Annotated in this window: 22 protein-coding genes; 16 read left to right on the top strand and 6 right to left on the bottom strand. The window is 57.1% G+C overall.

Translation table 11 applies throughout. The features are described from left to right. Positions 1–2: 2 nt before the first annotated feature. Positions 3–1,388, bottom strand: coding sequence for a magnesium transporter (locus BGIM_RS0105775; RefSeq protein WP_020468850.1), 1,386 nt, complete (start codon positions 1,386–1,388; stop codon positions 3–5). A 494-nt stretch (positions 1,389–1,882) separates the two neighbouring features. On the opposite strand from BGIM_RS0105775, the gene BGIM_RS62520 reads away from it, so the two are divergent. From BGIM_RS62520 to BGIM_RS0105795, 4 genes are all read left to right on the top strand, one after another. Beyond that, complete coding sequence (locus BGIM_RS62520) at positions 1,883–2,413, top strand: hypothetical protein (RefSeq protein WP_020468851.1); 531 nt, start codon at positions 1,883–1,885, stop codon at positions 2,411–2,413. 323 nt (positions 2,414–2,736) lie between these two features. Continuing rightward, the gene (locus BGIM_RS0105785; RefSeq protein ID WP_020468852.1) at positions 2,737–3,282 is read left to right on the top strand and encodes a DUF2617 family protein; all 546 of its coding nucleotides are present in this window, start codon (positions 2,737–2,739) and stop codon (positions 3,280–3,282) included. Positions 3,283–3,370: 88 nt separating this feature from the next. Further along, a complete protein-coding gene (locus BGIM_RS48875) occupies positions 3,371–4,951 on the top strand; it encodes an NADH-quinone oxidoreductase subunit N (protein WP_020468853.1) in 1,581 nt (526 codons plus the stop codon). Next, positions 4,948–5,355, top strand: coding sequence for a hypothetical protein (locus BGIM_RS0105795; protein ID WP_020468854.1), 408 nt, complete (start codon positions 4,948–4,950; stop codon positions 5,353–5,355). The genes BGIM_RS48875 and BGIM_RS0105795 overlap by 4 nt, the downstream gene beginning before the upstream one ends. 10 nt (positions 5,356–5,365) lie before the next feature. On the opposite strand, the gene BGIM_RS0105800 is transcribed toward BGIM_RS0105795, so the two are convergent. Both BGIM_RS0105800 and BGIM_RS0105805 read right to left on the bottom strand, forming a co-directional pair. Next, the gene (locus BGIM_RS0105800; RefSeq protein ID WP_020468855.1) at positions 5,366–6,169 is read right to left on the bottom strand and encodes a fused DSP-PTPase phosphatase/NAD kinase-like protein; all 804 of its coding nucleotides are present in this window, start codon (positions 6,167–6,169) and stop codon (positions 5,366–5,368) included. Positions 6,170–6,285: 116 nt separating this feature from the next. Next, on the bottom strand, positions 6,286–6,792 hold the full coding sequence (locus BGIM_RS0105805) for a Clp protease N-terminal domain-containing protein (RefSeq protein ID WP_020468856.1): 507 nt from the start codon (positions 6,790–6,792) through the stop codon (positions 6,286–6,288). Positions 6,793–7,109: 317 nt separating this feature from the next. Between BGIM_RS0105805 and BGIM_RS0105810 the strand changes: the two genes are divergently transcribed. From BGIM_RS0105810 to rpsT, 8 genes are all read left to right on the top strand, one after another. Further along, complete coding sequence (locus BGIM_RS0105810) at positions 7,110–8,216, top strand: thiamine pyrophosphate-dependent dehydrogenase E1 component subunit alpha (protein WP_020468857.1); 1,107 nt, start codon at positions 7,110–7,112, stop codon at positions 8,214–8,216. A gap of 39 nt (positions 8,217–8,255) precedes the next feature. Next, entirely contained in the window at positions 8,256–9,314 is a 1,059-nt protein-coding gene (locus BGIM_RS0105815; protein WP_020468858.1) for an alpha-ketoacid dehydrogenase subunit beta, read from the top strand. 36 nt (positions 9,315–9,350) lie between these two features. Next, on the top strand, positions 9,351–10,589 hold the full coding sequence (locus BGIM_RS0105820; protein ID WP_020468859.1) for a dihydrolipoamide acetyltransferase family protein: 1,239 nt from the start codon (positions 9,351–9,353) through the stop codon (positions 10,587–10,589). Positions 10,590–10,727: 138 nt separating this feature from the next. After that, positions 10,728–12,185: a c-type cytochrome gene (locus BGIM_RS48880; protein ID WP_052639680.1), complete on the top strand. Its 1,458-nt coding sequence runs from the start codon at positions 10,728–10,730 to the stop codon at positions 12,183–12,185. Continuing rightward, positions 12,185–13,288, top strand: coding sequence for a hypothetical protein (locus BGIM_RS0105830; RefSeq protein WP_020468860.1), 1,104 nt, complete (start codon positions 12,185–12,187; stop codon positions 13,286–13,288). The genes BGIM_RS48880 and BGIM_RS0105830 overlap by 1 nt, the downstream gene beginning before the upstream one ends. Positions 13,289–13,431: 143 nt before the next feature. After that, positions 13,432–14,283, top strand: coding sequence for a 30S ribosomal protein S2 (gene rpsB, locus BGIM_RS0105835; RefSeq protein ID WP_020468861.1), 852 nt, complete (start codon positions 13,432–13,434; stop codon positions 14,281–14,283). Positions 14,284–14,435: 152 nt separating this feature from the next. Next, positions 14,436–15,278: a translation elongation factor Ts gene (gene tsf / locus BGIM_RS0105840; protein WP_020468862.1), complete on the top strand. Its 843-nt coding sequence runs from the start codon at positions 14,436–14,438 to the stop codon at positions 15,276–15,278. Positions 15,279–15,311: 33 nt separating this feature from the next. After that, positions 15,312–15,575 (top strand): 30S ribosomal protein S20, encoded by a 264-nt coding sequence (gene rpsT, locus BGIM_RS0105845; protein WP_020468863.1) that lies wholly within the window; start codon positions 15,312–15,314, stop codon positions 15,573–15,575. Positions 15,576–15,737: 162 nt separating this feature from the next. On the opposite strand, the gene BGIM_RS0105850 is transcribed toward rpsT, so the two are convergent. Beyond that, positions 15,738–16,247 carry a hypothetical protein gene (locus tag BGIM_RS0105850; protein ID WP_020468864.1) on the bottom strand — a complete coding sequence of 170 codons (510 nt, stop codon included), beginning with the start codon at positions 16,245–16,247 and terminating at the stop codon, positions 15,738–15,740. A 113-nt stretch (positions 16,248–16,360) separates the two neighbouring features. Next, on the bottom strand, positions 16,361–17,182 hold the full coding sequence (locus BGIM_RS0105855) for a sugar phosphate isomerase/epimerase family protein (protein ID WP_020468865.1): 822 nt from the start codon (positions 17,180–17,182) through the stop codon (positions 16,361–16,363). Between the two features lie 101 nt (positions 17,183–17,283). Between BGIM_RS0105855 and BGIM_RS0105860 the strand changes: the two genes are divergently transcribed. Together BGIM_RS0105860 and BGIM_RS0105865 are read left to right on the top strand one after the other, a co-directional pair. Beyond that, positions 17,284–18,249, top strand: a complete 966-nt coding sequence (locus tag BGIM_RS0105860; protein ID WP_157368630.1) for an ROK family protein — start codon at positions 17,284–17,286, stop codon at positions 18,247–18,249. Then, complete coding sequence (locus BGIM_RS0105865; RefSeq protein ID WP_020468867.1) at positions 18,246–18,899, top strand: phosphoribosylanthranilate isomerase; 654 nt, start codon at positions 18,246–18,248, stop codon at positions 18,897–18,899. The genes BGIM_RS0105860 and BGIM_RS0105865 overlap by 4 nt, the downstream gene beginning before the upstream one ends. A 1-nt stretch (position 18,900) precedes the next feature. Here BGIM_RS0105865 and BGIM_RS0105870 read toward each other — a convergent pair whose 3' ends face one another. Further along, on the bottom strand, positions 18,901–19,632 hold the full coding sequence (locus tag BGIM_RS0105870; protein ID WP_020468868.1) for an ATP-binding cassette domain-containing protein: 732 nt from the start codon (positions 19,630–19,632) through the stop codon (positions 18,901–18,903). Between the two features lie 154 nt (positions 19,633–19,786). On the opposite strand from BGIM_RS0105870, the gene BGIM_RS68170 reads away from it, so the two are divergent. Both BGIM_RS68170 and BGIM_RS68175 read left to right on the top strand, forming a co-directional pair. Next, positions 19,787–22,516, top strand: coding sequence for a WD40/YVTN/BNR-like repeat-containing protein (locus BGIM_RS68170; RefSeq protein ID WP_052639682.1), 2,730 nt, complete (start codon positions 19,787–19,789; stop codon positions 22,514–22,516). A gap of 141 nt (positions 22,517–22,657) precedes the next feature. Then, positions 22,658–22,870, top strand: coding sequence for a superinfection immunity protein (locus BGIM_RS68175; RefSeq protein WP_040888265.1), 213 nt, complete (start codon positions 22,658–22,660; stop codon positions 22,868–22,870). Positions 22,871–23,074: the final 204 nt, after the last annotated feature.

A 23,074-nucleotide genomic window follows, 5' to 3' on the forward strand; every position in this document is an offset into this window, starting at 1 on the left:
GGTCACTCCTTGGGCCGTTTGCTGCCTGCATGCACTGACACATAATCGGTGAAGTACCGGTCGTATTCCGACTTCATGACCGGCTTGTCATTCGGCTCGTATGTTTTCAAATCCAAAATGGGTATCATCCAGTACAACTCGGGATCGGTCGGGTTCATCAACTTCCCGTTGGTGTCAAATTCCCCTTGGAAATAAGGATTGTAAAGCGTCGGATAGTACGGGCTGAGGCGATAGGGTTTTCCCACAACGGGATGATCTTCATGCCATTTGAACGCACCGGGGTTGGTCAAATTCATGGTCGGCATGTTCATCGTGCGAAATCGCTCCATCGTCAGAACTTCGTGCAAGGCGCGATAGATTTTCACGGAGGCGACCTTTCGGCCGGGCCTGCCATATCTCTTGGCAAAATGCATCGCATACGAGGGGAGCGTGTTCCGGATGACGAAATCCTGTGGCGGGAGGAATTGCGCGTTGTCCGGGATGCTCCCCTTGGGAATTCTCCCCAAATCCGCCAATCGGCGTGTGTTCGTCTTCTGGAGTTCCTCGGGGAAGAGGGGGGTATAATTCAGTTGAATCTGGGCCACCACATCAATCAGGGCGATTCGGCGATAAAAGGACAATCGCAACGGGTCCATGGAATCCCGGTTTCGCCGGGGCAAGCTCACCCATTCCGTGTCCGGATCATTCTCAATCTCATCCGGCTTGGAGGGTTCCCCTTCAAGCGGTTCGTATTTCAGGCAAATCCAAAGCTCGCTCGGCGGCCCCGGCTCCGGCGAATAAAAGTGATAGGCGTTGTTGATGTAAAGAAACTGGCTGTGATACCGGGAGAACTGCCGCCAGTATTCCTCCACCAAGACCGGCGTGGCCGGGGGGGAGAGGATGGAAGTAATGACGCCCGACACATAAAAGGCCATTAGGGCAAACGTCAGAACCAAGACGGCCCGGATGGGCAGCTTGGTGAAACCGGCGGCGATGAAAGCCACCACGCCGATGACCCCGCCAAGCAACTGAACCGAATCCCAAGAATTTGGCACCGCCCCGTACCAAGTTCGGATGGGTTTGAGCACCATCCACTTGATTTCTTCCGGCGGTTGTGTGCCAACCCCGTAACAAAGCAACCCGGCCACCCCGAGGGGGAGCCAGCTCAACCAGTCCCTCGGTCTCATGCTCACGGCCGAACCGGCCAGAACAACTCCGATGGCCGCCAGAATGACGCGAGGACCGTCCATCCAATGGGGATCGAATGTTCGGGAAGGCGCCCCCGAGGCGATGCCGAGGACAAAAGCGGTGATCGTAAACACCACGCCAATTCCCCCGGTGACGAGAACCCGTTGAAGAGAGCAGGGGGGTTCTTGGGTCTCCGGCGGGGCGAACGGGTGGTCCGACATGGCTGACTCCTGACGGTGTTCGATTCTTCCTTATCGACCGTTGAATGGGAAGAGCGTGAGAACCCTCTCGTGCCAGAGACAAGGATTGACCGGTTCTCGAAGGGATTCCACAATCAGATCCGGCGGGATGCTCTTCCATTGCTTGAACACGTTGGAGAGTTCAGCCGTTGGAAACTTAACTGTAAACACTGGCTTGAAGCAACTATTGCTTTCTCAACGAAAAACTTTCCCGGCGAGGTAATAGTCGTAAATTCATGGCTGACCGTCAGTTCTGGTATTGACAGCATAACCGACAGCTTTTACTATTTCTCCTATTCGATGCAAACACCGTAAGTACCCCGCCTGAATCGCTTACCCGAACCTTCCTCAGTTTTCGGATGATCTGATTTGATCCCTTACCAATTATGGGGACCAAAAAAATCTTCAAAACGAAGCATGTTCGGAACGGTGTGTTAGCCCGAAACCATCTTGTTCACCTTTGGAGGTCTGATCGAATGTACAGTATCGTGTTGGTTGCCGCCATGGCCGGAACGCCCGCCGTCCCGGCTTCGCATTTTTGTTGCCCGAAGCCGGTCGTCGTGTATTCGTGCGGCGGCGGATGCGTTGGCAGTCATGGCCTTTGCGGCGGACTTGGCCTGAGAGACAAACTGCACGCCTGTCTGGACAAGCTTTGCCACAAGCCGGCCCCCTGTCCCGAACCTTGCGCGCCCGTCGTGGCCGCTCCGGTTTGTGACGTTTGCCCGCCTGCGACAATTGTGACCGCTCCTCCGGTGGTGCAACCGGTCCCGATGCCGGTTCCCATGCCGAAGCCGGAAGTGAAGCCGGTCCCCATGCCGATGCCGGTTCCCATGCCGAAACCGGAAGTGAAGCCGGTGCCGAAGGTCGAAGCCAAGCCGGAAGTGAAACCGGAAGTGAAGCCGGTGCCGAAGGTCGAAGTGAAGCCGGTCCCGAAGGTCGAAGCCAAGCCCAATCTCGGGCCGACGCCGGACGTGAAGCCAGCCGTCAAGGACGACAGCAAGCGATAATTCGCTTGACTCAATCCAAGAACGCCGAAAACCCGTGACACAAGTTGTCACGGGTTTTCGGCGTTCTTGGACATTGCGGAGGCCCTTTTTGACGAAAATGGCGATTCAGAAGCCCCTATTGCTTCGTTTTTCCGGGTGTCCAATGTGTCCAAATTTGAAATTCCTCCATGTTTTCATGGGTTTTTCCGCCTCCCTTTTCTTTTTAGGGTGTTCAATGTGTAAAGTTTCAGGCAGCGCAAATCCGGGTTGTTCTCCGGCGTGACCAAGTTATAATTCGCGCAGCAAGACCACTGCGGAAGGGGCGAACGTGTCGCCGTGAAGTCATGAACGCTTCGATCCATCGACCACCCATGGAGGCCGTTTCGCTCCATCTCTTTTGCCGGCCCCTCCACCCGGAACTCTTCGAGACGCTCGCTACGCGGACGGTGCGAAAAGACGACTACAAACTGACCATCCGCATCACCCCGGAGGGGCATGTCATCACTTGGGAGACGCCGGAACTGGTGCTGACGGAAATGACCGCCGCCCGCGGCCAGGATTTGCCCGACCGGGGCAGGGTGTGGCGTCACAAACTCCAAGGCGAACATTCGGATGCTTTTCGAGCCTCCACGATCATCAGTTATCAAATGAGTTCCCAGACGGAGGTTGTCTCCGCGAAGCTATTCCACCGACTGCATGATGAGTTGCTGACCGATGGCCAAAAACGGGGGTTTTTGCACCTGTTTTACCCCGGCCACCGTTTTGCCCTTTCACCGTTGGGATATGTCACGGCCGACGCCCGGCCGGGGTGTCTGGTGGTCAATGCTTTTCACACTTTTCCGCAAGATCTGGCCATCATCCGGACGCAAACCTTGATTGAACGGGTCTGAAACCGCGAGAAACGCGGGGATTGTTCGTCGGGATGGCCTCGCTTCCCTAAATCAACTGCTCGCGGGATGACTGTTTAGCGAGACTGGCATGTTCCCAATTGCGGCGACGTTGGAGCGACTCACAGCCGACTTGACCCGCGATCTGTCTCTGTTCATCCCCGAACTCATCCTTTGCGGAACCATTCCCTTTCTATTGCTGTTGCGGCTGCTGTTTTCCACCAAAACCATCCCCCTTGCTCCGGTTGCCCTGGCGGCCGTCGGAACGGCATTAGTGTTCGCCCTGAGAACCGATCTGCCGACCCACGGGGGAACGGTCACCTTTGGCGGCATGCTGCTGATTGATCGTTTCGGTCTCTCCGTTCGCGTGGCCTTGCTGGCGTATTTGCTGTTGGCCATTCCGTTGGGGGTGTTGACCAAAATCCCGGACCGCGAGGACGCGGCCGACTTTTTCACGCTAATGATCGGAGCCACGATCGGGCTGATGCTGATGACATCGGCCCGTCATTTATTGATGGTCTTCATCGCGGTCGAGATGGCCAGCGTTCCTTCTTATGCTCTCGCCGGTTTTCTCAAGGGGCGACGCCCCTCCAGCGAGGCGGCTCTGAAGTACGTTGTTTTCGGGGCCGCCGCTTCGGGGACGATGCTTTACGGCATTAGTCTGGTGGCGGGCACTTTCGGCACCGGGGACATGGAGGAGATCGCCGGGCAAATCAGCTATTCGAGAACCCAAATCTCGTTGTCGGCCTTTGCCGGGGTATTGCTCATTTTTGGCGGGATTCTCTTCAAACTCTCGGCCGTGCCGTTCCATTTCTGGTGCCCGGATGTGTTCACCGGAGCCGCCGCCGAAGTCGGGGCGTTTTTGTCGGTCGCGTCAAAAGCCGCTTCTTTGGCCCTCGCCGCCCGGTTGATTTACTATCTCGGGGGAACCGGAGTTTCCCATACGAATGCCTTGGCGGTCCTTTGGGCGATCATCGCCGGCGTCACCATGACTTGGGGGAACCTTGCGGCATTCGGACAAACGAACGTCAAAAGAATGCTCGCCTATTCGACCATCGCCCATGCCGGGTTGATGATGATGACGCTCACCGTGTTCGATTATCGAGCCGTGCCCCCGCTTGTGTATTACATCGCCAGTTATTTGTGCATGAATCTCGGGGCCTTCGCCGTGGTGGCGTTTGTCCGCAACCAAACTGGCTCCGAAGAACTCGACACATTCGACGGGCTGGCCAAACGCTCTCCCGTGTTGGCCTTAAGCATGACGGTTTTCATGCTCAGTTTGCTGGGTTTGCCGCCCCTCGCCGGGTTTGCGGCCAAGTTTCAAGTGTTTGCCCACCTTTTTGAGAACGCGCATCGGTATCAACACGGTGAGATTGGCGTATTTTCGTGGCTTTACACCGGCTTGCTGGCGTTGGCCGCAATCAACACCGCCCTCAGCGCGGGGTATTATCTCGGGGTGGTTCGCCGCATGTTCCTCGACACGGGCGAAGAGGCGAAAGCCCCCCTGAGCGTTCCGTTCGGGGGCCGGGTGATTTTGAGTGTGTTGGTCGGAGGAGTGATCGCCTTGGGGGGCTGGTGGAACCCGTTGACGGAACAGGGAATCATGGCGGCGAAATCTTTCCAACATAAATCCGCCAAACAGAAGCGTTTGGAAATGAGCCAAGAACAATGACTTCGCCCCTTGATCCCGCCATGCTTCGAGAAACATATCGCCGAGAAGGGCTTTCCCTCCTCCAATACATCCGGCAGGCAACCCCCTACGCCGGGCGAGCCGACCGGCCGCTTGCGGAACGGGTGAGAAAGATGGCTGATGATGAAGGGCAACTGATGGAGGAAATGGCCGGTCAGTTGTCGGAAGCCCGCGTTGTGGTGCCGTCTCTTGGCGGTTTTCCGTCTGTCTACACGAACTTCAATTACTTCGACGTGAGAAAGCTGCTTCCCTATTTGATCGCCGATCACACGAGACTGATCGATATTCTTCGGCAGGAAAAGCCGGAGTTGGTCGGACTGCGAGCGGCCGAATTGCTGAAGCGGAAAGAAATCCATCTCGCTGAAATGAACTTGCTGGCGGGTTGAAAGAGGGCAATCAGGGAGTGAGATGTTTCACGGCCGCCCGGAAATACTCGTTCTGCTCATTAACCAAGCCAAGTTGCGAAGCCCGGAGACGGGCCTCTTCGTGGGTGAGAAATTCAGCCGTCCGCAAATGCAAATACCAAACCGAGGCGGCGAAATTGCCATCCCGCGCGTAGACAAACACCGGGCGAGCCTCGGTGTCGCCGATCAACTGGTTGAACTCGTCAACGAACGCCTTGCCAAAACCTTCCGGCGTGATTTCCCAGCTCACGAACTTTAATTCCCTCTTCTCGGCCTGCCGTCTATCCGTCGTGTCGTCATCGGTGGGGGTTCGCAGGTAAACCACCGTCTTGTAGCCTTTGGATTTGAGCCAGTCCAAGCCCTCGATCTCAGGCCGCAATCCGGTGCTGACGCCGTCCTTCACCTTGGCAAATCCCGCGATGCCAACAGCGATTGGTTTTTGCGGCTTCAGAATGGCCGAAACCGGTGGATCCGGGTTGATCGACTCCTTCGCCTTCGGAGGAGGAGCCGAGGGGGCCGCACTGGAGGAATCGAAATACTCGGATTTGGATTTGGCCGCCGGTCCCATCGATTCGGGCAACAGCAACTCCGCACCCCCGCTGTTTGACCGGGCGCGGGGAACAGGCGGAAGCGGTGGCGGCGGGCTGTCCGGGAGATTCTGGGGCGGGATGGTGTAACCCGGACCGCCGGACCCGTAGCCGCGCGGCGGGGAATCCCGATGACACAGCGAGCGACCACACCCGGTGAGCAACAGACTGCCGGTGAACATCGCAATCAGGGAGAGACGAACGCTCATGGGTTTCTCCGTGTCAGAACGAACCATAAGCCATTGTAAAACGAACAAACCCGTTTCGGGCTTGTCGAAGCCGCGAAACGGGCGAACACTTCCACGGATTGGGGGGATTTTGACGGTTAGACAGTTTGGGAGGCCACCCGGCGGGCCAGATCGGCCTCGGCGGCTCCCAACATCACCCGAAGGACCGAGGCCGAGTAACCGCTTTCACGAAAGCACGCGGCCACGCAACCATCATCCGCAAGAAGGGTCCAAAACAGATCCGAAGGTCGAATCAACTGCTGACGTTGCTCAACCGCCCGTCGTCCGGCGGCCCGAATGATCTCAAGAGTGTTTGTCGAGCAAAATTCGCGGTGGAGCCGCACGAAGGGAATTTCATCAGATGGCTGGAAGAACAGCCTGCTGAACTGGCGGCGTAATTTCTCGGGCGTTGTTTCCAGTGATTCGCACCAAGTGGAAATCATGCCATCGGGTTCGGCCAGCATTCCCATGAAGAGATGCGGTGAACGAATGGTTTCCCAACGAGTGTCGATGGTCGCCTGCACGGCGGCTTGAAGCATCCCTCGGGTGGCCGGGGCAAACTTTGTCTCGTCCAACGGACCGCCAAGCAGGAAGATATCAGTCATGGAAGGCAGAAATCCGGTGGGGTACGACAGGGAGGTTTGTGCAGCGTATGCCAGATTTGGCGATTGTGCAAGCCATCCGGAGCCTTTCCGGCTTCCCGAAAGACAAGTTTCCGCTCAATCATCGTTCAAGTGTTTGTCCTGCAATAATTTTTAGGCGGGATGAGGATATCGATATTGGGGGTCACAAATGATGCACCGCTGGTATGATGTCCCCTGATTCTTGAGGAAAACATTCAAGATGGCTTGGCTGAAGATCATTGTTCGTGGAACACCGATGTATAATTCATTGCCAGACACCAGTTTCAGGAGGGTGGAGGATGCCCGCCTCTGACATTCCCCCGAACCATCGAGACGATGAAGAACGATCTGTGGCGTATGGCGTCAAGCCATCTCGTTTCGTGGAGAGCGGCGGGGAAATCCTCGATGCGGAGCGTTGTCTCGAAATTTACCGTTTGATGGTGCGAACGCGGGCATTGGAAGAACGCACCATCAAAATGTCCAAATCCGGCGAAGGGTACTTCTGGGTGGGCGGTCCTGGTGAAGAAGCCGTCAATGTTTGCCTCGGCTTGATGATTAAAAAAGGGCAAGGACCGGCGTTTGACTATCTCCATTTGCATTACCGCAACGCCGGGTTGTTGCTGGCGATGGGGATGCCGATGGTCGATCACATGCGGCAAATGGCGATGACCGCCACGGATCGTCATTCGATGGGCCGAAACTTTGTCGGTCATTACGCCATCGCCGCGTGGAATGTGGTGCCGGTGACAAGCGTCATCGAAGTGCAATACACGATGGCCATTGGCACGGCGATGGTCCAAAAGCGCTTTGAGAGCGACGGCGTGTCGGTGGCGGTTGGCGGCGATGCGGGAACCGCCCAAGGGGATTTTTCCAGTTGCATGATCTGGGCGTCGCGGCCGGGGCAGGAAGTTCCCGTGCTGATGCTGGTCACCAACAACGGTTACGGCATATCAACCCCGGCTCATACGCAGCATTCCGAGGAACACATCTCGGATCGGGCCACCCCCTTTGGAATCCGTTCGGACAATGTGAATGGCAACGACCCCGTGGCCACTTGGCGTGCCTTGGAGAGAGCCTTCAATTACTGCCGGCGCTCCCGGAGGCCGTATATGCTTGAAGCGGCGGTTTCACGGTTGCACGGTCATTCCTCATCCAGCGGGGCCGCCCGTGTGGGGGGCGAGCCGGATGTCGTGAAGATTTTTGAAGATCAATTGATCGGCTCGGGCATTCTGCATCGTGAACTGGCTGAGATGATCAGGCATGACGCGGCCGAGGAGGCTGATGCCGCCGCGGAGCAAGTGGCCACTGAACCGCGCCCGCTGCCATCAGATGTCGAAAAACACACATACGCGCCCAGTCCCGTGGATGCGATTTACCCCGATGATTACACCGGCCTGCCCCGATAGAATTTGATCGGGTCGGCTTCTCTTACCCGGTGCGGAATCATGGCAACACTCGTCCAGGCCGTCCGGTTGGCCCTTCATTACGGGGAGACCCATTTGGGGGTGACTGACATCTTCGGCGAAGATGTCGGCCCGCCTCTCGGGGGCGTCTTCACAGCCACCCAAGGCTTGAAAACGGCTTGGAACACCCCTCTCGATGAACGTGGAATCGTCGGCGCGGCGATGGGCCTCGCCTTGGCCGGGGCCAAGCCTGTCTTCGAGATTCAATTCTGTGATTATGCCTTCAACATGATCGATATGTTGAAAGTCGCCGGAAATCTCCGCTGGTCGAGCGCCGGGGCCTATGAAATGCCCATCGTGATGATGGTCCCCACCGGCGCCGGCATCCGGGGAAGCATCTACCACTCGCATTCTTACGAAAGCCAGGCCACCCGGCTGGCGGGTTGGAAGATCGCCATGCCGTCGGATGCCCTTGACGCTTATGGCCTCATGCTCTCGGCCATCGTCGATCCCAACCCGGTGATGGTGTTGCTGCCGAAAGCCCTCCTTCGGGTGAAAGGCGACAAACTAATACCCGGCGAACCAAGCGATCCGGCCGAACTGAGCCGCCGCATTGACGCTCCGGTGGGGGATCGCAGCAATTGGCAGCCGGACTGGCCGGACGTCCGCGAATATTTCGTTCCGTTCGGCTCGGGCGAATTGATGAGAGAGGGGCCGACGGCCACTGTCTTGAGTTACGGCCGTCTTCTGCCGGTTTGTGTTCAGGTGGCCGATGAATTGCGACAATCGCACGGCATCGAGTGTGATGTGATCGACCTGCGAAGCCTGTTCCCTTACGACTGGCCGATGATCGCCCGAAGCGTTCGCAAAACCGGTCGCGTGATGATCGTCAATGAAGACACCGAAGTGACCAATTTTGGCGAACACCTTCTTCGCCGGATTGTCGAGGAACATTTTTACGATTTGCTGGTCCGGCCCCGGTTAGTCCAGGGAAAGCATTTGCCGGGAATCGGACTGAATCCTGTTTATGAAAGCAATAGCGTGCCGCAGCCCGACCACATTCGGTCGGCCCTGCTTGCCCTTGCCACGGACCCGGCATAACCCAGAACAGACAACCGCCAAACGTGGAGCATTCTCATGGACTTCCCGCTTCCCGAATTGGGCGAAGGCGTTTACGAGGCCGAGTTGGTCCGTTGGCTGGTGGCGATTGGCGACACCGTCAAACGCAGCCAGCCTCTCTTGGAAGTGATGACGGACAAGGCCACGATGGAGGTGCCGTCTCCTTTTGCCGGAAAAATCACCCGGCTGAGCGGCGAACCGGGGCAGAAACTCAAAGTCGGCGACGCGGTGTTGGGTTACGAATTGATCGGCGCGAAACCGGAACCCGTTCGCATCTCCGAAGGCAACGGGGGAACGGTCTTTAGTCCTCTGGCCCCGGTGGCGGCCGTCAGTCAATCCAACGGTCATTCGCCACGGGCTGAAAATCATCTGCCGGTCGCGGCTCCCTCGGTGCGGCATCTGGCCCGCAAACTCGGCATTGATCTGGGAATGGTTCGCGGGAGCGGTCCAAGTGGTCGCATTCTCATTGATGACCTGACGCCGTTGATTAACAGACCGGTGGAGAATTCCGTGAAGACGGCGTCTCCAACCCCCAAACTCGATGTTGGCCGGCCCGGAACACGGATCAAACTCGCCGGGCTTCGCCGGCGAATCGCCCATCATCTTGTGGATGCGATCAGACGCATTCCGCATTATTCCTACATGGATGAATGCGATGTGACCGACATGGTCCGGCTTCGTCAATCCCTGCGTGATCCGTGCGCGAAAGCAGGGGTGAAGCTCACCTATCTTGCGTTTGTCATCAAGGCCGTCACGCTGGGTCTGAAGGAAGTGCCATTCGTCAACGCTTCCTTGGATGACGATGCGGAAGAGATCGTTCTGCATGATCGTTACAACGTGGGAATTGCCGTGGCGACACCCACGGGGTTGGTCGTTCCGGTGATTCATGACGCGGACAAGAAAGATGTGTTTGCAATCGCCAAGGAAATCGAAAAGCTCAGCACGGATGCCAAAAACGGCAAGATTCGGCTGGAAGACCTGAAGGGTGGGACATTCACCGTCACCTCCATCGGGAACATCGGCGGGTTGATCTCCACGCCGATCATCAACCACCCCGAGGTGGGCATCATCGGCATCGGCAAAGTGGTGAAACGCCCCGTCTACGACGAACATGACCAACTTCGACCCTCCGAGATCATGTATCTCTCGTTTTCCTTCGATCACCGTGTCGTTGACGGGTCGGTCGGGGCGACATTCGGTAACGTCGTCAAACGCCACTTGGAAAACCCGGCGACAATGTTGATTCCAGTCGAATGAAATCGCAAATGATGTGGGATGTGAATTCCCATTGAGATGGAAAGATTGTTGTCGAAGCCATCCAATAGCGGTTAGAAACGCAGGGCGAATCCTGAATTCAACCGTGTTGGTAAATCCCGACGCACGGCACTCTTTCTCATGAATGAAGCCATTCTGTATCCGGTGAATGATTTCGGCCCTTTGATGAAAGGGCTGAGCATCGGCGGACTCGGAATCTTCCACGTTTTCACGGCCCATTTCGCCATCGGCGGAGGTTTGCTCCTCACCTATTTTCAATGGCTGGCGATGACCGGGAGATGTCCCCCGGCCCGGCGGTTCATGGAAGGGTATTTCCGGACATTGGTGCTAATCAGTTTCGTCACCGGCGCGCTGACGGGTGTCGGGATGTGGTTTACCAGCATACAAGTCAGCCCGGTGACCATCGGGCAGATGATTGATGAGTTTCACTGGCTGTGGGCCGTGGAATGGACATTCTTCTGTCTGGAGGTCGTTGCTGGATATTGTGCCTATCGGTACGGCTCCCGTTTAACCGATCAGGCGAAACTCACTCTTCTCGCCCTCTACTCGTTCGCCGCTTGGATGAGTTTGTTTTGGATTAATGGCATCCTCTCCTTCCAACTCACGCCGGGCGTTTGGTTGGAAACGCGGTCGATCTGGCATGGATTCTTCAATCCCACTTTTTTCCCGTCGCTCATTTACCGAACCATTGCCGCTCTCGTCGTGGGCACGTTGGTCGCGATGGTCGCAATCAATATGGCCTCCGGGTTTACCCGAGAAGAGCGAGCTGAACTGATTTATCGGGCAGCTTTGCTCATGACGCCAATGGCGTTGATGCCGTTGCTTGGTCTTTGGTTTGTCGGCGCCATGCCGCCCGAGAGTCAAGGTTGGATTATGGGCGGGTCGATGGCCATGACCATGCTCCTGACCATCTCGGTCGCGGCTTCGAGTATCGTCGGCGGGTATGCGATCATCGGATTGGTGCGCCGCCGGTTGTACATCAACGGGGCGACGGCAACGGTGTTGTGTGTCCTGGCGTTCGCCGCCACGGCCGGTGGCGAGTTTGTCCGGGAGGGCGTGCGTAAGCCGTTTACGTTGCGGGATGTGTTGTATTCCAATTCCGTGAGACCGGAGGAGGTCGCCAAACTACGAGTGAAAGGTTTGACCTCGGTTGATCCGTATCCGCTGAGGAATGAGAAAGATCTTCCTGTGCTGGACGGTGCTCCGCATCCTCGTTTGAAGACCGGAGCCCTCGTTTTCCGGCAACAGTGTAGTGTGTGTCACACGCTGGCGGGGGTCAACGCCCTCCCTCATCTGACAACGGGATGGGATGCGGACATGAAACGTCAGAACTTCGCCAAGCTCCAGAAACTCAAGGCGTTCATGCCCCCCTTCGCGGGCACGCCAGAAGAACTGGAAGGTTTGGTTCAATACATCGAATGGATTCAAAATGGCCGACCCCAAGACTGGCCGGATTCGCTCGGAGAAGCGGGGCGATCAAAATTGATCCTTGATCGAATTCACACATGGCTAAATGAGGCCGGCACGGAACCGAACTTGGTGCGACCCCGCCACCTCAAGCAAGGCGAGGGGAAATAATGGAGACCGTCTTCCCCTTCGGGCTGCCATTCGCCACCGGTTTTTACCTGTTCTTCTACGTGCTGACACTGGTGATCCATGTCGCGTTCATGAACTATGTGCTGGCCGGGTGTGGTTGGATCGCGATTGTCCGGCCGCGAGCAGGAAACGATACCCGTTCTGAATCGACGCGGATATTGAAAGACTGGCTGCCGCTGATGCTTTCAGGGGCCATCACCGCCGGCATCGCCCCGTTGTTGTTCGTGCAAATCTTGTACAAGCGAGAATACTACACCGCCAATCTCTTGCTGTTCAATCGCTGGATGGCCATTTTGCCAATCTTGATCGTTGGCTTTTACTCGCTGTATTTGCTGAAATCTTACTGGCTGAAATCGCGGGCGAACTGGATCATTGCCGTCATTTCGTCCGTGCCATTTGTTTGTGTCGCCTTCACGGGTTACTCGTGGACCGAGAATCATCTACTGAGTGTTCGGGACACCAATTATTGGAGCGAGTTTTACGCCACCCGTTCGCAGGTTTATTCTGAGTCGCAATTGATTCCCCGACTGCTTGTCTGGGCATTTGGATCGATCCCGACCATGTGCCTCATTCTTGCGTGGCAGCACTGGTATCGGGGAAACGGCCGACCGGCTTTGCTGGCAAAAGTGGCTCTCGTCGGCTTGTTGTTGGTGTCAGGGGCCGCCATCGGGTACCACGAAGTCACAAGCGACACGGTGAACGCGGCCTTCGTTTCGACACTTGCGATTCCATATTTCGTCATCGCCATTTTGGGATTGGTCCTTCAGGTGGCGGGATGGGTGTGGTTGCTTCGGCAGAAACAATTTTCCTTCACGGGCTTGGTTGTCACCAGTGTGGGACTGGCGTTTACCCTTGTTGGAATGACCGTGTGCCGGGAAGCGGTTCGCATTCACACTCTTGGAAAAGAACGATTTGAGTCGCTTTATCCGGTCCATGAAGAGGCTTTCGGCCGGGGTGGTTTCTTGGTGTTCCTCGCCTTCTTTGTGATCAATGCCGGATTGATCGGGCTATGTTTCTGGCTGGTGCGCACAAAAACGTTGCCCGTCGCAGATGCTCAACATGGTGCCAGCATCAAAAGCCTCTGAATCCAAGATCGCATCAGTCAATTGAACTCCGTTGAATTTCGTCTCTTCTCCGTTTGACCTTTCCGGCGACGGTTTCTAAAACAATTCCCTTACCGTTTCTCCCGCCGGATTGGGCGGGTCACGTGTCTTTTGGAGAATGCCTTATGGCAGTCGTTCAAGTTCAAGAATTGTTGGACGCCGGTGTGCATTACGGCCACCGCGCCAGCCGTTGGAATCCCAAAATGCGGCCGTATATCTACGGCAAGCGCAACCTGATCCACATCATCGACCTGCGGGAAACCGTTCGCGGTTTGCTTCGCGGCCACCGTTACCTGTCGAGCGTCGTCGCCAAGGGGGGGCTTGTCCTCTTCGTCGGCACGAAGCGCCAGGCCAAGGAAATTGTGGAAAAGGAAGCCCGTCGTTGCGGGATGCCTTACGTCTCCGAGCGTTGGCTGGGTGGAACCCTCACCAATTACCGGACGATTCGCAACCGCCTCAAGCGGTTGGAAGAACTTGAAACCATGTGGCTCCCGGCCGGGGAAAACCCGAACCGAGTCGACATGAATGCCTACATGCAATCCATGATGACGGAATCGGGCAAGCTGGACATTCACAAGGCCCCCGACACCGCTCTGGTTCGCACCTACTCCAAGAAGATGGTGTCCACGCTGTCGCGGGAACTGACGAAGATTCGCCGCAACTTGCAGGGCATCCGCGAAATGAAGCGTCTGCCGGACGCCCTCGTGGTGATTGATCCGAAGAAGGAACACATCGCCGTGAAGGAAGCCCAACGGATGGGCGTGGCGACCATCGCCTTGATCGACACGGACAGCGACCCGGACACCGTGGATCTGCCGATCCCCGGCAATGACGACAGCATCCGCTCGATCGAGTTGATCGTCGCCAAGGCCGCGGAGTCGGTGATCGAAGGGCGTGCCGCCCTTTCGACCGAAGACCGTGACCGGGCCCGGCCGCGAAACGCCCCGGCTCCTCAGCCGGCCAGTTCCCCGGTCTGAACCCTGTCGAGATGACAACCATCCAATGATGATGTGAATCGTGCGAGCAGCCCGCGCCAGGCGGGTTCGGACGACACCGGAACAGGGCTCGCCGCGGGCGCGGGCCGGTCCGAATCCCCGACGAGGGACGCCCGGTTCACTTGGGAGAAAACATGGCTACGCCGATTACCGCCGCCTTGGTCCAGGAACTCCGCAAGCGGACAGACCTGCCGTTGATGGAGTGCAAGACGGCTCTGCAAAACACCGAAGGCGATATCGAAGCGGCAATCGACTGGCTCCGCAAAAACGGAGCCAAGGTTTCCGGCAAGCGGGCGGGCAACGAAACCGGCGAAGGCCGGGTTTGCGTGTACGTCGATGCCGCGAACCAGACGGCCGCCATTGTCGAACTTCGTTGTGAATCCGCTCCTGTTGCCAAAAGCGATCACTTTATCGCCTTGGGAACGGACATCGCCAAGACGATCGTTGACAAGAACCCGTTGACGGTTGAAGCCTTGTTGGTCACGGAAGTGGCTCCGGGCAAAACCATTACGGATCGTTTCACGGACGTGATCTCCCTTTTGCGGGAGAACATGAAGGTGCATCGCTTTGAACGGCTCACCGAAGGGCAGTTTGGCTCTTACATCCATCACGACGGCTCGCTCGGCGTGGTGGTGCAAGTGACCGGCTCCCCGGCCGACGCGGCTTTGCTGCGGGATGTGTGCATGCACGTCGCCGCCGTTAGCCCGACGCCGATCTCGGTTACTCGGGAAGAAGTGCCCGCGAATGTGATCGCCAAGGAAAAGGAAATCGCCACGGCCAAGGCGATGGCGACCGGCAAGCCACAGCAGATTGCCGAAAAGATCGCCGAAGGCCAGTTGAACGCCTGGCTCAAGGAAAATGTCCTGATCGAACAGCCGTTCGTGAAGGACCCGGCCAAAACGGTCGGCCAGCTTGTGAAGTCGGCCGGCTTGGAATTGAAGAAGTTCGTCCGCTACAAAGTGGGCGAAGCCAGCTAAATTTATAACCAACGATTTTGATTCGAGAGCAACATGCCGCATACAAGCAGCGCCAAAAAGTCCCTCCGCCAAGATGCCAAGCGCAAAGAGCGGAACCGGGCCGTGAAAAAGGTCTTGAAGACCACCCTGAAGAAGTTTGCGACCGTGCTGCCTACCGGCACACCCGAGCAAAAGCAGGCCGAGTACAACGCTTCCGCGAAGCAGTTGGACAAAGCCGCCGCCAAGGGCGTGATCCACAAGAACGCCGCCGCCCGCAAGAAGTCTCAACTGGCCAAGAAACTGGCCATCAAGAAGTAATGTGTTGACAAAAGCCCCCGCCATGAAAGTGGCGGGGGCTTTTTTATGCGCATCAACAAAAGAGCCGGATGACGGGAGCGTTGGAAACAAGTGCGTCAATACCGCACTTGTTTCCAACGCTCCCGTCGCCCGGCTCTTTTGTAATCCGAAATCAAACCAAACTTACTTTTGTTCGGTTCCGCTTGCTTGAAGCACGGAGGTTGTCTTGGTGGCCCCGCGGAAGTTCGTGAGGTCGTGTCGACGGATTTGGATCACTCCGGAGTCGGAGCTTCCCATCGTGTAGACGCCGAATTTGCCCGTGGCGACTTCGCACACATACAAGGCGGCCTGACCTTGGGCGATTTGACCCGTGGTCATCATGAAGTGAACATCCGTCTTGGGGGGGATTCCGAATTCGGAAACCAAATCCACCTCGGCCCATCCGCCCATCTTGCCGGTGGTGCGGTCAATCACCGACGCCACCAGTTTGCCGCCCCGGTAGTCGAGCATCCACACGCCGTCGGTCTGGACTTTGCCGTTTACGGACACGGCCCCGGTGCACATGATGTAATCTTGGAACCGGTCGCCGCTCGAAGCGTGCGCCGGTTTTTCGGAACCAGTGAAAAGCATGGCCCCGAAGAGTCCGCAGCAAATCCCGGCGATTCCGGCCAGCCAATTTCGAGTACGTCGCATGAAACGGACCTCCATGTCCCTGTGCGTCATCTGTGACATGAAAGCGAATACCCCGAATCATTTCGCGTGTCCAGCCCGTTTTTGATTTTCCATCTCGGGCCGGTTCTCCTTCCTCATCCGCGCAGTCCGCCGGACTTCATCAGTTTGTCCGTGGCCTCGTAGGCTTCCTGAATCCACTCGTCGATCTTGGCCGGTTCCGGAGAGTATTCCAATTCAATGCTGATGGCTCCGTCGATTTCCAGTTTGCGAATCTCCTCCAGATAGGGACCGAAGTTCACCACCCCGCGACCGGGGGGAAGATCGCCGTGGACTTTGCCGTCGCAATCGCTGATGTGGACATGAATCGCCTTGCCCTTGAGTTTCCGCAATTCCTCCGGTTTCACGTTCGCCAGATGAAGATGCGAAATGTCGATGTTCGCCCGGACATTCGGGTGGTTCACCTCGTCGATGAAGCGAACCATGTTGGTCACATCGTTGAGCAGCGACAACTTGAACGGTTCCAACTCCAAGGCGATCTCCAACCCAAGATTGGCGGCCGTGTTCGCCAGCACGCGGGTGTTTCGCACAGCGACTTCCCATTGCTCAGCCGTGGGGATCACCTGTCGTTCCCAAATGTATTCCCCGAGAACCAGAAGCAGGTTTTGTGCCTCCAATTCGTAACAGAAGTCGAGATAGGCTTCGCAACGGTCCAGATGGAATCGTTGCACGGACGGGTTGAAGTCAATGAGTCCGGTCGCCACGCAGGCCACGCTAATAATTGGCAGGCCAACCCGTTCGCATTCCCGCCGGATCAATCGGCGTTCTTTGGCGTCAATGTCCAGCGGATCGGCGAAGATATCGATGGTGTCGAATCCGATTTCCTTGGTGCGCCGGATACCGTGGGCCGTGCCTTGGCCCGCCTGCGCCCATGCGGAATTGATGAGGCCGAGTTTCATGGGGAAACACCGGAAGAGGAAGAGTGTTCCCGAGATTGTATCGACGCTTTCCCGGCCTCGGGTTATCCTGAAGCGAACACTCCCACCCGATGGTTGACGGCATGTTTCTCGGCATTGAAATTGGCGGCACAAAATTACAGGTTGGCGTCGGACCAAACGACGGCCGACTCACCGGCCTTTGGCGCGGCACGGTGGATGTCGCCCGTGGCGGCGAAGGTATCCGCGAGCAGTTGGTGAGGGCCGTGCCAGAGTTGCTGCAATCGGCGAATATTTCCCGAGATCAAGTTCGAGGGCTGGGCATCGGTTTCGGTGGTCCAGTGGACGATCACACGCAAAGCGTCATTAAAAGCCATCAAATACAAGGATGGGATGATTTTCCCTTGGGCGCGTGGCTTGGCGAAGCGTTGAAACTGCCCACGGTGCTGGGGAACGATGCGGATGTGGCCGGTCTGGCCGAGGGGACGGTCGGGGCGGGGAAGGGCATGTCCCCGGTGTTCTACATGACGCTCGGTTCCGGTATCGGCGGCGGTTTGTTGATCGACGGTCGAATCGCCCGAGGCACGGGACGCGGGGCCGCCGAGATTGGCCACTTGCGGGTGCCTGATCCGCAACGAAACGACGGCCGGTTGGATGTCTTGGAGAACATTGCCTCCGGGTGGGGAATCGTCAACCGCGTGAAGCAAACAGCCAAAAGTGAACCGGCGATGGCCGCGAGGCTGATTCAAATCGCCGGAAGCGCGGAGACCATCACCGGGCAAACGGTGGCGAAGGCCGCCCAAGAAGGCGATCCGCTGGCGGTGTTGACGCTCAACGGCGTGACGGATGCCATCAGCGATGCGATCTGCGCGGCCATTGTGTTGGTTTGCCCGCAACGGTTCGTCATCGGCGGCGGCGTGTCGTTAATGGGAGAAGAGTTGATCTTTGAACCGATTCGCCGAAAGGTGGCCGAGAAAGTCTTCAAGCCGTTTGCCGGGTTGACGGACATTGTCCCGGCAGCGTTGGGTGAAGAAGTCGTCGTTCACGGGGCCATCGCCCTGGCTGCGAGTCGCTTCGGAGGAAAAGCATGAAACCGCTTCGCATCAAGATTTGTGGCGTGACCCAACCGGAAGACGCCGTGATGTGTGCCGAGGCCGGGGCCGACGCTATTGGCATCAACTTCCACCCCGGTTCGTCGAGGTATGTGGACCCGAAGAACAGCCAGCCATTGTTGCGGGCCATCAATCCGTTGATGGCGACCGTCGGCGTGTTCGTGGGATTGCCCATCCGGCAAATGACGGCAATGGCCTATCAAATGGGGCTTCGCGGTATCCAGTATCACGGGGAAAATCGTGATCTGGCCGACCCGTTCCCGTTCAGCCTCATCTCGGCTTTCCGAATTCGGGACAAGAAAAGCCTGACGGACATCACCACCTATCTGGAGATGTGCCGGTCGTTCGGCTCGCTTCCGGCGGCAATTTTGGTGGATGCTTTCGTCGATGGCCAGCACGGCGGCACGGGGAAGACCGCCCCATGGGATTTGCTGGTGAACTTCAAGCCGGGAGTGCCGTTGATTTTGGCCGGGGGACTAACCCCGGAGAATGTGGGAGAGGCAATCCGATTGGTGAAGCCTGATGCCGTGGATGTGGCGAGCGGGGTGGAAAGTTCGCCGGGCAAAAAAGACCCGCAACGGGTGCGGCAGTTCATCGCCAGCGCCCGCGAGGCGGCCGCCCGGATTTGAATCATTCCTTGACGAGCGAGAAGAAAATCTCTTCCAAGTCTTCTTCCGCGTGGCGTTGGCGCACTTCGGGAAGGGTGCCGTTTTCCAGCACTTTTCCGCGATGAATGATGACCACGCGGTCGCAAGCCTTTTCCACTTCGCGGAAGATATGTGTCGAATAGAGGATGCACTTGCCGCGTTCCCGTAGTTGTCGCACCTGTTGCAATACCACTCGTTGAATCAGCACGTCGAGTCCGTTGGTCGGTTCGTCGAAGATCAACACCGGCGGATCGTGGATCAGGGCGCGGGCGATGGACACCTTTTGTTTCTGCCCGGTGCTCATCTTCCCGCCGGGGACATCGGTGATGTCGTGCATTGCCAGTGTGTCGAACAATTCCAAAATGCGGGCTTCCAGTTTTTCCCCGGCCAAGCCGTGCAACTTGCCGTAATAGACGAGCATCTCGCGTGCGGTCATCCGGTCGTAAATCCCCGTGCTGGCCGAGACGAATCCAATGTTCTGCCGAACCTCGTTGGGTTGCGTCACCACATCGAACCCGTTCACCGTGGCCCGACCGCCGGTTGGTTTCAGGAGGGTGCAAAGGATTCGCAGAGCGGTGGTTTTCCCTGCCCCGTTGGGGCCGAGCAATCCCAGAATCTCCCCCGGTTTCGCGGTGAAGGAGACGCCGTCAACGGCCAAGACGGGGTCGCCGTTGGGCTTGCGAAAATGTTTCACCAAGTTTTCGACCGCGATCATCGACACATCCGGGGAACGGTTAAAACGATTCTTCCGATTGCACCAAGACCAGCATGGGACTTCCGCGAAAACCGGGAAGGGGATGGAGGCCCGATTTTCCGGAAATTAAGATAACCTTGCCCGTTCCACCCAGTTTGGCGCCCGGACGCACTCCATGATCGCATCTCGATTGCTCATCGGCGGCCTGCTTTGCCTCGGCTTGTTCATTATCACCTCTCCCGGCCGGGCAGACCCGCAAGATGACCGCAACAAACAACTGGCCGACCTCGAAAAGCAACTCGCCGAACTACAAGCCAAACTTAAAATCCTGCGGGAAACGCCCATTCCCAAAAAGCTGACCCCGGCCGAGGAGATCATTCCCGAGGCATGGGTGAACAAGTTCGCCTGGCGAAGCATCGGCCCGGCCACGATGGGGGGCCGTATCACCGGGTTGGCCGTGTATGAGGCCGACCCGACCACCTATTGGGTGGCGACCGCAACCGGCGGCCTTTTGAAGACCACCAACAATGGGATCAACTTCGAGATCCAGTTCGACCATGAGACGACCAACTCCATCGGGGCGGTCGTCGTGGCGCCTTCGAACAAGGAAATCGTCTGGGTGGGGACGGGAGAAAACAATCCCCGAAATAGTGTGTCGTGGGGGGATGGCGTTTACAAATCTGTGAATGGCGGCAAAACATGGACGAACATGGGGTTGAAATCGTCGTTCCAAATCGGGGCGATTGCAATTCACCCAAAAACGCCGGACGTGGTGTACGTCGGGGCGTTGGGGCGTCTCTATGGTCCGGGCGGGACACGCGGTTTGTTCAAGACCGAAGACGGCGGCAAATCTTGGCGAAACGTTCTCCCGCAAATCGACGAGAAAACGGGCGTCATCGACATCATCATGAGTCCGCACCAATCGGAGACGTTGATTGTCGCCGCTTGGGAGCGCCAGCGGGATGAGTTTGATAGTTTCCGGGGCGACGCGAAAGTCCCGGCGGGTGCGGACGCTGATGCTTATGCTCCGTCGGTCGGGCATGGTCCCGGCAGCACGCTATACAAGACCATTGACGGCGGCAAAACGTGGACGAAACTGGTGAAAGGTTTACCAACGGTGAAAATGGGCCGGATCGGCTTGGATTGGTCCCGCAAGACGCCGAACACGGTTTTTGCGATCATTGACACCGAAAACGGCGGAAACGGAGTCCACACCGGCGGTGTGTACAAGAGCGCCGACGGCGGTGAATCATGGACCCGTGTGAACAGCATCAATCTTCGGCCGTCTTATTTCAGTGTCATGCGCGTCGATCCGTCGGACGATGACACGCTGTATGTCCTTGGCCAATCGCTGGCCCGCAGCACGGACGGCGGCAAGACCTTCACGGCCGACAAGATCAATGCCGGTGTTCATCCCGGTCAACATGCCTTGTGGATCAACCCCAAAGACAGCCGCCATCTGATCGTCGGAACGGATGGCGGTTTCTATGTGACGCATGACAAATGTGGGCGATGGGCCCACATGAACCATGCCTTTGCCTTGGGCCAGTTTTACCATGTGGCGGCGGACACCCGAAAACCATATCGGGTGTATGGCGGTTCGCTAGATAACGGTTCTTGGGGAGGTCTGTCGCAAACAACGCGCTGGCCGGAGTCGGCCAGCGCGGATTGGGGCTTCGTCAACGGTGAGGATGGCTTCGCATATTGTGCGGACCCGAAAGATCCCGACTTGCTGTATGCCCGGAGCCAGAACGGGGCGTTGATGCGGCGTGACCTGCGAACGAACACAGTTGTCTTCTTTCGGCCGCGTTCCGGGCCGGGCACGACGGCCGCTTTGCGGTTCAACCGGAACACACCGTTTCTGCTGTCGAGCCACAATTCAGCCATCTATTACGCGGCCGGGAATTATGTGTTCAAATCCGTGAAACAGGGGGACGACCTGCAAGTGGCCTCCCCGGAGATTACCCGCACGAAACGAGGCACGGCCACCACCCTCTCCGAATCGCCCAAAAACGCCGATGTGGTTTGGGTCGGCACGGACGACGGAGCCGTCTGGCTCACGAAGGATGGTTGCAAGACATGGACCAACCTCACGGAAAAATTCAAAGCGGCCGGTCTGCCGGGCCATCGCTGGGTGAATTGCATCGAGGCTTCCAAATGGGCCGAAGGCCGGGCGTATGTGGTGTTCGACGCCCACCGCTCGGATGATGAAACTCCCTATGTGTTTGTCACCGAGGATTTCGGCCAGACATGGAAATCAATCACCGCCAATCTGCCGACAGGTTCCACTCGTGTGTTGCGGGAGGACATCGTCAATCCAAACCTGTTGTACCTTGGCACAGAGTTCGCTGCCTTCGCCAGCGTCAATCGCGGAGCGGCCTGGACAAAGATCAACGGCGCCGCCGGGCTTCCCACGGTCGCGGTGCATGAGTTTGCCCAGCCGGTCACCGCAAATGATCTCGTTGTGGCCACGCACGGGCGTTCGGTATGGGTGTTGGATGTCACCCCGCTTCGGCAGATGACTCCTGAAATTCTCAAGGGAAAAACAAGTCTGATGATCCCCTCCTCGGCGATCCAATGGCAAAGTGTGCTCGGCGGTTCGCCATTCGGCGCCTCGGCCCGGCGATACGCGGGGCAAAACCCTCCAAGGATCGCCCATTTTGATTACACCATTTTCGGAAAGCCAAACACCGTTGGCATCAAAGTGCTGGATGTGACGGCGAAACGCCGGACGCCTTATGGCAGCGGGTTGGGCAAAGTCCGGTGGGTGGCGGAGCGGACCATTGGCTGGCTGCACAACTTTCGGAAACTGAGGGTCGTGACCGAGAAGACCCAACAGATGCAACTGGCCCTGTTGAACCTCGGTCTCAGCCTCATCTGCTTTGGCTGCTTTTGCAGTTCATAAAGTTAGAGGCTCAAGCCGGTTGAGAAAATCCAGAAAGATTCGGTCGATACTGTCGATGATCGGAAACCAAATCCGACATCAAAAAATGACACGGCCGACGACGAAAAAATGAAGCAGACAGACATCGCCGCTGCCGTCGGGATGAGCATCGCTTCAATTATCGTGATCATTGTCATCACCGTGGAATTTTCATTGATCCCGTTCTTCATTACAATGATGAGGGGGCACAATAATCTAGCACCAATTTTCCTCATTTGCCTCTTCTTTGGCTGGTCATGTATTGGCTGGATTATCGCATTAGTCTGGTCATTTTCAGACAATACCCGAGCAAACAGATATCGCCAAAGGTGGTAAGACTCAATCTGCTTCTGGCTCATTGCCAAATTAATTTGGGAATGAGCTGGTTGATTGGCTCTGTCCAAAATTATTTAAGCGGGATGACAGAAAGGTTTTAAGAGCGTTCGGAAAACAATGAAGAGAACTCGTGAAAATGAGGGATTTCGCCTCATTGTTTCCGAACGCACTTACCTGCATACTGCCAAAACGCTAAAAAACGCA

Source organism: Zavarzinella formosa DSM 19928 (genome assembly GCF_000255705.1).
Classification (GTDB): Bacteria; Planctomycetota; Planctomycetia; order Gemmatales; family Gemmataceae; genus Zavarzinella; species Zavarzinella formosa.